This window comes from Butyrivibrio sp. INlla14, assembly GCF_900102515.1.
Taxonomy (GTDB): domain Bacteria; phylum Bacillota; class Clostridia; order Lachnospirales; family Lachnospiraceae; genus Butyrivibrio.
In genome coordinates this window covers 109,481-122,508 of record NZ_FMVS01000009.1, presented here as the reverse complement: position 1 = coordinate 122,508, position 13,028 = coordinate 109,481, and the positions used below count along the sequence as shown (strand labels likewise).

The 13,028-nt window shown below is 40.3% G+C and carries 13 protein-coding genes; 2 read left to right on the top strand and 11 right to left on the bottom strand.

The window, feature by feature from the left end; all coding sequences use genetic code 11:
- Nucleotides 1-6 precede the first annotated feature (6 nt).
- From BLO53_RS07845 to BLO53_RS07830, 4 genes are all read right to left on the bottom strand, one after another.
- A complete protein-coding gene (locus tag BLO53_RS07845; protein WP_026489036.1) occupies nucleotides 7-1,413 on the bottom strand; it encodes an exopolysaccharide biosynthesis polyprenyl glycosylphosphotransferase in 1,407 nt (468 codons plus the stop codon).
- An 18-nt stretch (nucleotides 1,414-1,431) separates the two neighbouring features.
- Complete coding sequence (locus BLO53_RS07840; protein ID WP_092060288.1) at nucleotides 1,432-2,178, bottom strand: glycosyltransferase family 2 protein; 747 nt, start codon at nucleotides 2,176-2,178, stop codon at nucleotides 1,432-1,434.
- Nucleotides 2,178-3,116 carry a glycosyltransferase family 2 protein gene (locus BLO53_RS07835; protein ID WP_092060286.1) on the bottom strand — a complete coding sequence of 313 codons (939 nt, stop codon included), beginning with the start codon at nucleotides 3,114-3,116 and terminating at the stop codon, nucleotides 2,178-2,180. Before BLO53_RS07835 ends, BLO53_RS07840 begins: the two co-directional genes overlap by 1 nt.
- A gap of 102 nt (nucleotides 3,117-3,218) precedes the next feature.
- Nucleotides 3,219-4,088 carry an AraC family transcriptional regulator gene (locus tag BLO53_RS07830; protein ID WP_092060283.1) on the bottom strand — a complete coding sequence of 290 codons (870 nt, stop codon included), beginning with the start codon at nucleotides 4,086-4,088 and terminating at the stop codon, nucleotides 3,219-3,221.
- 170 nt (nucleotides 4,089-4,258) lie between these two features.
- Here BLO53_RS07830 and gmd point away from each other — a divergent pair, with 170 nt between their 5' ends.
- Together gmd and BLO53_RS07820 are read left to right on the top strand one after the other, a co-directional pair.
- Nucleotides 4,259-5,350, top strand: a complete 1,092-nt coding sequence (gene gmd / locus BLO53_RS07825; protein WP_092060281.1) for a GDP-mannose 4,6-dehydratase — start codon at nucleotides 4,259-4,261, stop codon at nucleotides 5,348-5,350.
- A gap of 15 nt (nucleotides 5,351-5,365) precedes the next feature.
- Nucleotides 5,366-6,307 carry a GDP-L-fucose synthase family protein gene (locus BLO53_RS07820; protein WP_092060279.1) on the top strand — a complete coding sequence of 314 codons (942 nt, stop codon included), beginning with the start codon at nucleotides 5,366-5,368 and terminating at the stop codon, nucleotides 6,305-6,307.
- A gap of 60 nt (nucleotides 6,308-6,367) precedes the next feature.
- On the opposite strand, the gene BLO53_RS07815 is transcribed toward BLO53_RS07820, so the two are convergent.
- The 7 genes from BLO53_RS07815 to glmM form a co-directional block, all read right to left on the bottom strand.
- Nucleotides 6,368-6,805 (bottom strand): CAP domain-containing protein, encoded by a 438-nt coding sequence (locus BLO53_RS07815; RefSeq protein ID WP_092060277.1) that lies wholly within the window; start codon nucleotides 6,803-6,805, stop codon nucleotides 6,368-6,370.
- Nucleotides 6,806-6,930: 125 nt separating this feature from the next.
- Nucleotides 6,931-8,733: an LIC_10190 family membrane protein gene (locus tag BLO53_RS07810; RefSeq protein WP_092060275.1), complete on the bottom strand. Its 1,803-nt coding sequence runs from the start codon at nucleotides 8,731-8,733 to the stop codon at nucleotides 6,931-6,933.
- Nucleotides 8,734-8,759: 26 nt separating this feature from the next.
- Complete coding sequence (locus BLO53_RS07805; protein WP_092060273.1) at nucleotides 8,760-9,218, bottom strand: divergent PAP2 family protein; 459 nt, start codon at nucleotides 9,216-9,218, stop codon at nucleotides 8,760-8,762.
- Between the two features lie 27 nt (nucleotides 9,219-9,245).
- Nucleotides 9,246-10,121, bottom strand: coding sequence for a dTDP-4-dehydrorhamnose reductase (gene rfbD / locus BLO53_RS07800; RefSeq protein WP_092060271.1), 876 nt, complete (start codon nucleotides 10,119-10,121; stop codon nucleotides 9,246-9,248).
- 75 nt (nucleotides 10,122-10,196) lie between these two features.
- Nucleotides 10,197-11,393 (bottom strand): DUF3048 domain-containing protein, encoded by a 1,197-nt coding sequence (locus tag BLO53_RS07795; protein ID WP_092060269.1) that lies wholly within the window; start codon nucleotides 11,391-11,393, stop codon nucleotides 10,197-10,199.
- Nucleotides 11,394-11,413: 20 nt separating this feature from the next.
- The gene (locus BLO53_RS07790; RefSeq protein ID WP_092060267.1) at nucleotides 11,414-11,677 is read right to left on the bottom strand and encodes an HPr family phosphocarrier protein; all 264 of its coding nucleotides are present in this window, start codon (nucleotides 11,675-11,677) and stop codon (nucleotides 11,414-11,416) included.
- A complete protein-coding gene (gene glmM / locus BLO53_RS07785; RefSeq protein ID WP_092060265.1) occupies nucleotides 11,677-13,026 on the bottom strand; it encodes a phosphoglucosamine mutase in 1,350 nt (449 codons plus the stop codon). The genes BLO53_RS07790 and glmM overlap by 1 nt, the downstream gene beginning before the upstream one ends.
- Nucleotides 13,027-13,028 lie beyond the last annotated feature (2 nt).

Here is a 13,028-nt window from a genome sequence, read left to right as displayed (position 1 = left end):
CAGCTATTACCCTTTTTTCTGGGCTGTAATCTGGTTCTCATCAACACCCTCTGTGCTATCTGGCGTAAACAGGATCTTTACTGTTAACAGCATAAGCTTTATATCAAGCCATACTGAATAATTCTCTATATAAGTCAGATCAAGCTTGAGCTTGTCATATGGTGTGGTGTTATATTTGCCGTAAACCTGCGCATATCCGGCAAGTCCGGCCTTAACCTTCATTCTGAAGGCAAATTCCGGCATTTCTTCAAGATACTGAGCAATAATCTCAGGTCTTTCAGGCCTTGGGCCTATAAATGCCATATCTCCAACCAATATGTTAAAGAGCTGTGGAAGCTCATCAATCCTACATGCACGAATGAACTTACCGATAGGTGTGATACGTGAATCATTCTTGGACGCAAGTCTTGCTACTCCATCCTTTTCCGCATCAACCCTCATACTCCTGAACTTCATGATCTTAAACTCACGCCTGTTCTGAGTACACCTCACCTGTTTGTACAGTACAGGGCCACCATCATAGAGCTTGATGATAATAGCTGTTATCAGCATGACAGGTGATGATAAAACTATCAGCAAAAGAGACAGTACGATATCTATAAGTCTCTTTATAGCTCTCTGCTCAATCTTTATAGCATATTCTCTTAAGAGCAGAACAGGTGTGTCAAACAGGTGCAACTGTGTTGAGCCCTTTAATAGCACATCTGTGATCTTAGGCATAACATAAATCCTTATGTTTCTACCATAACAATATTTTACAAGGCCATTCCTATACTCACTTGGAACATCCCAGATAATAACGCCGTCATAATCACCAAGGCATTCCTCGTAAATCTTCTCAATGCCCTCTGAAATATTCATTGATCTTACAATATGATATTTATCTTTCCTTGAATTAAACTTGTGGGTAATATCATCAACCGGGTATTTGCCGCTTACAAGAAGGAGTCTTCTAGGCTTAAATATCCTCATGTAGAGCCAGTTCGTGGTATATGCCCACAAAAACGAAATGATTAGCTGAATTATGAAGATCATCACCATAGGTGTAACCCTCACAAGCCAGTTTCTCAAAAGTGAAAGCTGAAAATAAGAAATGAAATTCACCATGAAAAGAGCAAAAATCTGTGAAAAGAACACATCCATAGGCTTGAGATAGCCTATTTTAAGCCCTCCATAGGTGTTAGAAAAGAACAAAAGAAGTATAAAATAGATTCCAAGTATCAACAAATGACCTCTGAAATACAACTTAAGTCCGTTACCAAGAACGTATCCATCCTGACTCACACGAGTTGCAGATACAATTGGATAATATGTTTTAAACCAAAACCAGGCATACACCAAGGTCTGCATGGTTAGTCCTATAAATCCAAGGAATAATACTAAGACTCTCTTAGCTGACTCCACATTTTTCATACCAAATCCCCTTTTGGATCACAATCTTCTAAGTGTTGCTCTCACAGCCCAGCCCACAAAGTAGTAAAAGGACTTAATGACTGACAGATCCGCAATATTTCTGTATAGAAACCATATTCTCTCGATAGCAACAAATTTATTTGAGGAAAGAGACTTGCCCGGCCTTCTGTAAATTGCCAGATTTTCGTCAAGTCCGTAGGCCACATAGCCACTCTTTAAGATTCTCCACCAGGTAGCCGTATCCTCACTTGGAACCTGTGGCATATGGATGATCTCCATATCAATCTTCTCAGTATCAAACATAACAGTAGTAGTAAAGATAACTGTTCTGGATAAAGCTTCTTTGAACTTAAGAGTTTTGGGGGCTCTCACAATTCTTCCGGTAGGATTTGCCTCCTCATCTCCAAACTCATAGGAATGAAAAGAAAAAGCTGCACCAGTCTTCTCCATGAAGGCCACCTGTTTTTCCAGCTTGTCTGGTTTCCAAACATCATCCGCATCAATAAAAGCTATATATCTTCCAGAAGAAGCATCGATTCCACTGTTTCTGGCGGCTGCCACCCCTTCATTGCGATCCTTACGGATCAGCCTTATCCTCTTTCCCTGACTACTAATTATCTTTTCAATCACATCACAGCTACCATCTGAGGATGCATCATCCACTAAAATGAGTTCCCAATCCCTGTAGGTCTGCTCGCACACCATCTCGATAGTATGTTTTATATATTTCGCTGCATTATATACAGGAACAATAATGCTAACCATTATAACTCCTCTTTAACAATATACATTGGACGTTTCTTGACCTCTAAATACGCCTTTGAAAGATACTGACCTACGATTCCAAGGCAAAAGAGCTGCACTCCACTCACCAATGAGATTATACAGATTGTTGAAGCCCAGCCCACAGTGTTATTGGGATCACCTACTGTAAGTTGTCTCACAACTATAAAAATAATAAATATAAAAGCTAAAAAGCAGAACAAAACACCAAAGACTGATGCCATAGCAAGTGGTGCTGTTGAAAATGCCACAATACCATCCAAAGCATAGAGGAAAAGCTTCCAAAATGACCACTTGGTCTCACCTTTCTTCCTCTCAATGTTTTCAAATTCCAGCCACTTAGTATTAAAGCCAACCCATCCAAATATACCCTTGGAAAACCTGTTATATTCCTCAAGAGAAAGGATAGAATCCACAAACTGCCTGGTCATAAGTCTGTAGTCTCTGGCTCCGTCAATTATCTCTGCATTGGACATCTTATTGATCAGCTTGTAAAACTGCCTTGCAAAAAACGACCTGATAGGCGGCTCACCCTTTCTGTCAACACGTCTTGTGGCTACACTGTCATAGCCCTCATCAACTATATATTTGTACATCTCAGGTAAAAGAGCTGGTGGATCCTGTAGATCACAATCCATAACAACCACATAATCTCCCTTAGCTCTCTTAAGTCCCGCATACATTCCAGCCTCTTTCCCAAAGTTTCTGGAAAAATCTATCAGATGGACTCTTTCATCTCTGTCATGAAGATTTCTTACACGCTTTGCTGTCTCGTCCTTGGATCCATCATTAACAAAGATAAGCTCTATCTCAACATCTTTCTCTTTAAAAAATGCCTCATTCTTCATGAGTTCATCGTAGAAATCAAAAATATTGTCCTGCTCATTGTAGCAGGGGACAATAACACTTAATAGTTTCATACTATTGCTCCCATCATAAATGGCTATGATTTTTGCGCATAGATACGCAATCCTACCAAACATTTTACACTTATCGGAAGGTTCTTTCAACGTCTGAGGCCCTTATACACTTCTACTCCATTGCGACCTGTATTCAAGAGGGCTTATACCCTCTATCTGTTTAAAGATCCTTGAGAAGTAATAGAGCGGCGAAATCCCACATTTATTCCCAATCTCCTCGACAGTTTCATCTGTAAATCTAAGAAGCTGCTTGGCATGGGTAATTCTTGTTATCAAAAGATAATTTATGATAGAGGTTCCAAACTGCTCCTTAAACCCCCTTGAAAGAGTGTATTTGTTTATAAGAAACATATCCGCCAGCATATCAAGACTTATTTTCTCATTATAGTGGGTATCGATATAGTCTTTAAGATTAGTAAGTGTAGAAGCATTGCCAGAAGTTGGTACAGTCTCAGGATTCCAGCTAAAACTCATCAGAAAGGTAATAAGGCTTGAAAGCTTTTCATTTATCTTGATATCTCTGATATAGTCAGAAGACCTGGCTATGGCATTAAGACTATCCCACAACCCCTCCGTCATTAGTTCCTTATCTGGATGAAATACTGGCTGCCCACCTCTTTCCACATATTTAAGATATATTGGAAGAGCACTTTCTCCATTAAAGTGTATCCACTCAAGACTCCAAAGATCTTCTGACGTTCTGTGAGAATACGGGTTTTTACAGTTTATAAACACGCAGTCTCCGCTTCTTACCACATATTCTCGTCCTCCATAGTCTAAAACTCCGCTTCCTTCCTTGACATAAAAGAATAAAAAAGAGTCAAGGTTCTGTCTTTTACTGGTGTGGGTCTTTCTAGCCTTCAGGCTTCCAATTTCCTGTAAATACAATAAATTTGATTTGGCAAACTCTGATGGAGTATACAGCATCCTATCTGAGGATACATATTCACCTTGAAACAGTCTCTCTCCCATAATACCTTCCTTTGAAAAAACACAGACTCTACATAGTTCTGATATCTGTAGTGTAATCCTCTCGTCAAGATAATGCAAATCAAAATCAAGAAAGTGAATTCTAATCGCAAAATTTCAGCACTATAATGTGAGAGAAATATGCAAATATTTTTATTTGAAAGGACAAATGTATGGCAAAAAAAGCACTTATTACCGGAATAACAGGTCAGGACGGATCATACCTTGCAGAGTTTTTGCTTGAAAAAGGCTATGACGTTCACGGCATCATTCGTAGATCTTCTGTTGATTACAGAGAAAGAATCGCACACCTTGAGGGACATCCTAACTTCCACCTTCACTATGGAGATCTTGGAGATTCAATGAGTATCCTCGGTGTAGTTGGAAAGGTTAGACCAGACGAGATCTATAACCTCGCTGCACAGTCACACGTTCAGGTTTCATTCGATTCACCTGAATTCACTGCTGATGTTGATGCAACCGGTGTACTTAGAGTTCTTGAGGCTGTTCGTCAGTGTGGCCTTGCTGATACTTGCCGTATTTACCAGGCTTCTACATCAGAGCTTTATGGTAAGGTTGAGGAGGTTCCTCAGAGCGAGAAGACTCCTTTCCATCCATACAGCCCATACGCTGTAGCCAAGCTTTACGGTTACTGGATCATCAAGGAGTATCGCGAAGCTTACAACATGTTCTGCTGCTCAGGTATTCTTTTTAACCATGAGTCAGAGCGTCGTGGTGAGACTTTCGTTACTCGTAAGATCACTCTTGCTGCTTCCAGAATTGCTCAGGGCAAGCAGGATAAACTCTATCTTGGAAACCTCTCTTCACTTCGTGACTGGGGATATGCCAAGGACTATGTAGAGTGTATGTGGCTCATCCTTCAGAATGACAAGCCAGAAGATTTCGTTATCGCAACAGGTGTTCAGCACTCTGTTCGTGAATTTGCACAGCTTGCATTCCACTACGCTGGAATTGAACTTGAATTCAAGGGTGAAGGCGCAGATGAGAAGGGTTATGACAAGGCTACAGGTAAGGTCCTCGTTGAGGTGTCACCTGACTTCTACAGACCTACTGACGTTGTTAACCTTTTAGGAGATCCTACAAAGGCAAAAGAAAAGCTTCACTGGAATCCACAGACAACATCATTTGAAGAGCTCGTAAGAATCATGGTTGAGCACGACATGAAGAAGGTTGCTGTAGAAAGAGCCAATGAGCACGTAAAATTCAACCTTGCCGAGTTCCTTGAAAAGGGTATCGACAAGTAATTGGAGGCAAATAAAGTGGAGAAAAATGCAAAAATATATGTGGCTGGCCACCGCGGAATGGTTGGTTCTGCCATTGTCAGAGAATTAGAAAAACAGGGCTACACCAATATTATCACCAGAACTCATGCAGAACTTGATCTCACAAGACAAGATGCTGTAGAGAAGTTTTTTGCAGAGGAAAAGCCCGAGTATGTTTTCCTTGCAGCTGCCAAGGTTGGTGGTATCATGGGTAATTCAGAAGCCCTTGCCGACTTTATGTATGTCAACATGATCCTTGAGATGAATGTTATAAATGCTGCATGGAGAAATGGATGTAAGAAGCTTGAGTTCCTTGGTTCATCCTGCATCTACCCTAGAATGGCTCCACAGCCTATGAAGGAGTCATGTCTTTTGACTTCTGAGCTTGAGAAGACTAACGAAGCCTACGCTCTTGCTAAGATTTCAGGGCTTAAATACTGCGAGTTCCTTAACAGACAGTATGGAACCGACTACATTTCAGTTATGCCAACAAACCTTTATGGTCCAAATGATAACTATCACCCAACTCATTCACATGTACTTCCTGCTCTTATCCGTAGATTCCACGAGGCCAAGGAGCAGAATCTTCCTTACGTTACATGTTGGGGCGATGGAAGTCCACTTCGTGAGTTCCTCTATGTTGACGACCTTGCTAACCTCTGTGTATTCCTTATGAATAACTACAGCGGCAACGAGACTGTCAATGCTGGAACAGGTAAAGAGCTCACTATAAAAGAGCTTACAGAGAAGGTTGCTAAGATCATTGGTTACGAAGGCGAAATTCGTTGGGATCCTTCTAAGCCAAACGGAACTCCTCGTAAATTACTTGATGTTTCTAAGGCTGCAAATCTTGGTTGGACATATACTACAGAGTTGGATGATGGAATCCGTCTTGCATATGAAGACTTCCTCAATAATCCAATGCGTGCAGAGAGATAAAATTAAGCAAAGGAAAACCCGGAAGAAATCATTCTTCCGGGTATATTTTTATGATCATTTTTATTTAAATTCACAAGCAATATATGTATCGCCGTTATCGGCAACATAATATGCAATTCCTACTGAGGAAAAGCTCCCTCTCACCAGGTTTGCATAATGCCCTTTACTTAATGTCCAGGCATAGACCACATTTTCTGGCTTCTGCTGATTAAAGTTTCTTGCATGAGCAAGATTCTCGCCCTTAGTGAGATTTGATACTGTATACCAGGCCTGCCCATTAGGACGAGTATGAGAAAACTTCTCTGCACACTCCTCTGCCCGCACATAGGCAACTTCCTGCAAATCTGAATCCATTGTGAAAGCATCAAGCCCTGCAGATTCCCTCACAGAATTCATCAGATCAAGAACATCCTCTTCACTGGACGCTCTGGCAGTTACTGGTGTTAAGATCATCGATACCATCAAAAAAGCTAACCAAATCGCAAATGCTTTCTTCATAAAGTATCACCTCTTTCCCTACTAGTATGATACTTTATTTCGAAGCTTAAGCGTGATAAATTAACGCTTTTTTAGACTTTTTTATTCTTTTTTTAGGTTCTTATCATTTGTTTAGAATTTCTTTACTAATTTTTCAATGGCATGAAACCACTGAAAATATCATAACCTCTAAATTCAATTTCTCCATCCATGTTCTTAGGAGCAGAAGGGAAAAGATCATATCCTATCCTGTCTCCTTCAACTGGATAATAGAATGTCATTCCCGATATTTGGAAAGTATCTGCTTCATACCTGCCATAATCCTGCTGAACTAATAGATAATCCGGATTAAACCTTGGCATATCCTCTTTGACCACATTTACACCTTTATATCCTACCCATACAGCTATTATGATGGCAGTTATAGCGATTAGTCTCTTTGCAAATATGCCATCAGCATCAAGTAGATTAAAACCACGGACAAGCAGTCTTCCAAAGATAATTGCAAAGGTAAGGCAAACATAGACCTCTCCATATCTTATAAGTGGTGCCGTAAATAACCAGAATAAAAGGCATACAACCATGGTAGTGCTAATAGTAATAAAATCAGCAAAATTTAGCATGCTATGGCGACTTATGTTAAATACCTTTTTCTTTCCAAACTCTGTCTTTTTGTTGATTGCGACAGCAAAGAAATACACCAGGCAAACAAGGTAGATTGCTATAGCTGCTATATCAAGTATCACCATGATCTTGTTTAGTCCATGAATACCTGCAAACCACTGCGGAAGCCACTGACTTAAGGGCATATCACCATAAGTCTCAACATCAGTAAATCCTCTGCCATAAACCTTGATCTCCTTGGCATCATAATCGGCAATTCCCTTAGGGATCTTCCAATCTACACCAAAGAGGTTTATGGCTGTTACCGGGTAGACCAGCCAGCCCGATATTATCAGATTCCTGATAAAATATGGGATTGCAATTATAAAAGCTAATAATACTGAGATCAAAAGCGCTTTTCTTTTGCCTGGATTTTTACCTGATAAGAGTCTGTATATCGGGATGATCGCAAGTATCAGTATCGGAGCAGCTGAGAGTTTAATAGTAACAGCATATACCCCAAGAAGTGACAACATGATGTAAGGCACATAAGAGCGCTCATGCTTGACATTCATATCAAGCCACCTTATTACAATATAAAATATAAATGTTGATAGGAAATAATCTGATGCTGGGGCTACTATTTCATCAAACACCATGAACAGATAGTATATGCCCATTATTCTTGCAAAATCAGATATTATTGGATGACCTCTCCTTACGATATCCTTTAGATCAAGACATTGCCAGGCTAGCATCAGAGCACAAAAGCCAGCCATAACATGGAAGGATTGTCCTGTTATAAAGCTCATACTATAGAGCGCTGATAATGCGAAGGAAGCGCTATTATAAGCCAAACGGACATGAAGATTTCCAAGCCCCTTAATAACGCCATAATCTTCTATCCAGTGGATTGCCTGCGCATGATATAAATCTGAGTCGTAATGCATTAACCCATGTGATGTTCCATAGGCCATTATAAGAAAGATCAAAAGATAGTAGTATCCTGTATAACCAGTTACAAAAAGGCGACTCACATCAATAAAGTCGCCAATCAGTTCCTCTCTGTAATAAACTGCAATAAGTACACAGAACGCAATCATAAGTACATTTGCAGCAATACCAACGCCTGCAAAGATACTAAAAAGTTCAGCGTAAACTGTATTAACCACAAGACCAGCTACTATAAAGCTCGCCCTGAAATGTGTATTATATTTCTTGTAGGTTCCCTTACTGCCTTTCTGCGAATGCATACACTCAAGCGATGTTACAAACTTAAGAAAAGCAAACCCCGTCAAATAAGTTGTGATTAAAACATATATCCAAATAAGTACAACAGATAGCATGTACTAATTGCCCCCGCATCAAAAAATCATAAAAAGTTGCAAACCACTATACCTATCACTATTCCAAGGATTGCGCCAAAGAAAACCTGAAGTGGTGTATGTCCGACAAACTCTTTTAGCTTCTGTTCTACTGGAATATCGCTATTCATCTCCTGAAACCATTCCATCATATTGTTTATGACCTTAGCCTGAATTCCAGTTTCTCTTCTGACACCCATAGCATCATGCATAACGATAAGAGCCATAATTGCAGAAACTGCAAACTCAAAGCTACTGAAGCTATAATAAAATGCTGTTGATGTAACAAGAGCCATTACTGTAGCTGAATGTGAACTTGGCATTCCGCCATCTCCAAGAAGTCTTTCCGCATTAAATTCTTTATTTACAAGTATATAAATAATAGTCTTTAAAAACTGTGCTGAAAGCCAGCCAAAAAATGATGCGATAAGTATCTTATTACTAAGTATCTCATAAATATACTGCATATAATTCTCCAAACTTTCCTACCTCTGTTACAGAAGTTCTTTCAAATACTCTTCTATCGCATCGTGCCAATCTGCAAACATATAGTCAGATGTAAGCTTAAGCATATAGTTTTCAAGAATACTGTAGGCAGGTCTAGGAGCAGCCTGAGGATTTTTCTCAAGGTATTCTCTGGTAGTAACATGATTAACCTTAGTGCTCTTTCCGGCAATTCTGAAAATCTCATCTGTAAAGTCAGCCCAGTTTGTGCTTCCTTCGCAAGTTCCATGGAATGTTCCAAAATTATCTGTAGGGAAAAGATAGCATATAGCCTTAGCGAGCTCTTTGGCGCTTGTAGGTGTTCCCTGCTGGTCCATTACAACACTGATCTCATCCATCTTCTCTGAAAGAGAGAGCATTGTCTTTACAAAGTTCTTGCCATCACCATAAAGCCATGCAGTTCTTACAATAAAGTATTTATCTGCAAACTGCTTGACTAATTCTTCTCCGGCAAGCTTTGTTTTGCCATATACACTGACAGGGCCAGTCTTATCAAACTCTATATATGGTCTTGTTCCATTACCCTCAAATACGTAGTCAGTTGACACGTGTACGAGTTTGGCTCCCACTTCTGTAGCTGCAATAGCAAGGTTTCTAGGTCCAATGGCATTTATCTTATAAGACAGATCAACATCGGATTCCTGCTTGTCAACAGCAGTATACGCAGCGCAGTTGATAATAGCTGCAGGTTTGATTTTCCTTGCAAGGTTTACTACAGCATCAACATTTGTTATATCAAGAGGAGTAATTCCATCTCCCTGAAACACATCTGTATTAATTATCTCAATGTTACTATTTGTGCAAAGTTCCTTATTGATTGCTCTTCCAAGCTGACCATTACAGCCTGTAACAATAATCTTATCCATAAAATGCCTTCCTTAAATCATTTCTTTTTGAACAGAACGGACGGCATTTCTGCCGTCCGCAGTAAATACAATTCATTAATCAGCGTACTCTGTCCCATTAACCTTAAAGGTTGAGAATGAACCGCCCTTTTCCTGAATGACAAAGATCATAGTCTTTCCTGTATTGAATACAACCTCTTCTCCATTGTCATCGTAGTACTTGGTTGGTTCGTAGTCTGATGTCTTTTCCCAAGTAACATGGATCATCTTGCCCTTTGTAAGATAGTAACCATCTCTTGTCTTGTCATGCATCTGATAAGCAAGATATCCGTTACTGTCACGAACCTCATGATAAGTTCTCTGGATGACTACATTGGCAAAAGCAAGCTGTTCACCTGTGATGGCATCCTTCTGAGCTGACCCGTAAAGAGTCTTAAGATATACCTCTTTTTCTGGATCATATGTAAGAGCTGACTTGGTAACAGGGTAGCAGCCAGACATGTCAATATCTGTTGCTTCTACTGCATCAGCATATGCATCAAGAGTATTAGGGTTTGAATAACCTGTGAAAGTAAAATGTGAACCCTCCTGGAAATATTCAGCCCTGTGTGTAAGTGAAAATCCTGCCTTATCAATAGCAGCCTTTACATGTGAACCATCTGTGAAAGCTGTGTGCTCAGAGGTACTTCCCTCAGGAACTCTGAAGAATGCACCATAATCTGGTCCCATTGCCTTACCACCAACACCATTTAAGTTATCTACATCATCAACCTTATTGGGTCTTGTCTTACCTGTAAGAATACCGCTTACATAAAGCTCTGGACCGCCGTAGTGAATGATTACAGGATCATACTCGAGAGCAGCATATACAAAATAGTCACGGATACTTCTTACATTACCGATTCTCTCAAGATTTTCCCAGTCCTGAACGATACCCATCTGACGGCTCATGCTGCCTTCTTCCATGATCTCATAGAATACTGACACATTGCTAAGTCCGTACTGTGGCTGTGCCTCCTTGTTGATAGGATACATTACAGCCAAAGGCCTTGTTGTATTAACAGATTCATCAACCCACTCGTTTGTAAAATAGCTTCTGACCATTCCTTCACGTGGTGGTTCATCCTCATTAACAACTTCTTCAGAAACCTCTGTTGTTGCCTCAACAACTGGAGCTATGTCTTCAAGCTTCTCAATACTGATACCAACTACAGCATCATCGCTTGATTTACCACAGCCAATAAGCATTGAAGCTGTTATTCCCGCCAAAACAAAAGCTTTAAATCTCTTCATTCATCTTCCCCTTTTTTGTTTTACTCACCCAGTCCACTTTCAATGGCCTGAACAAGAGCATCCATTGCCTCCTGCTCATCTGGGCCCTCACACCTGAATTCCAACTCATCTCCGCACTTTATGCAAGCACCTAAGACGCTCAGAACACTCTTAGCATTAGCTGTATTCTCACCATAGCTAAAAGTAATATGTGACTTATAGTTCATAGCTACCTTACACAGATTGCCTGCAGGTCTTAAATGAAGTCCTGTAGGGTTTGTAATTACTACCTTCTGGCTTACCATTAAAGCATAACCTCCTCGATGAGCTTTGCAAGCTTCTTTGCTTCCTCTTCGATCTGCTCCTGATTCTTACCTTCGATCATAACTCGTACAAGTGGCTCTGTTCCTGAAGGCCTTATAAGAACTCTTCCATCGCCTGCAAACTGTTTCTCAAGATTTGCAATTGCACCAGCAATCTCAGGATACTCCATATAAGAATCCTTCTTGTGTGTTGGAACGTGAGCATTAACAAGTGCCTGAGGCATTACTTCCATAACCTTTGCAAGCTCTGAAAGAGGCTTGCCTGTGGAAACCATTACCTCTAAAAGATGAAGCGCTGACAAAAGTCCATCTCCAGTAGTATTATCATCCAGGAAAATAATATGTCCTGACTGCTCACCACCGAGATTAGCTCCAATCTCTTTCATATGCTCAAGTACATATCTGTCTCCAACCTTAGTTTTTTCAATCTTGATGCCTTCTCTATCACCCATCTTGAAAAATCCAAGATTACTCATTACTGTAGCAACAATAGTGTCTTTCTTGAGTCTGCCATTGTCCTTCATAAATTTACCGATGATAGCCATGATCTCATCGCCATCTACCATTTTGCCATTCTCATCAACAGCAAGGAATCTATCAGCATCGCCGTCAAAGGCAAGTCCAATGTTAGCCTTCTCAGTAACTACTCTTCCCATAAGTTCTTCCATATGAGTTGAGCCACAGTTAGCATTGATATTGGTTCCATCCGGATTATTGTGGATCACTACAACCTCTGCACCAAGCTGTCTTATAGCCTCGACAGAAGTATAGAAAGATGCGCCTTCTGCACAGTCCATTACAACCTTCATTCCGGAAAGATTAATATCAACGGCATTTAAATTGTGGTTGATGTACTCTTCTCTTGCATCTGTACGATTCTTGATCTTACCAACTCCAGCTCCTGTAGGCATCTTAACGCCTTCCATGTTGTTTCTGATAAGCTCTTCTATCTCATCCTCCATAGCATCTGGAAGTTTGAATCCATTGCCATCAAAGAATTTGATTCCGTTGAATTCCATAGGATTGTGGGAAGCAGAAATAACAACACCTGCATCCACTCTGTATTTCCTAGTAAGATAGGCCACAGCAGGTGTAGGAATTACTCCAACATTTACTACATCAGCTCCGACAGAACATGCCCCCGCCATAAGAGCACTCGATAGCATATCTCCTGAAAGTCTAGTATCGCAGCCAACCATGATAGTAGGTCTGTGATTAACTTCTTTTGAAAGCACATACGCTCCTGCCTGTCCAAGCTGCATTGCAAGAAGTGGAGTAAGCTCATCATTGGCTACACCTCTTACACCATCTGTTCCAAATAATCTACTCATAA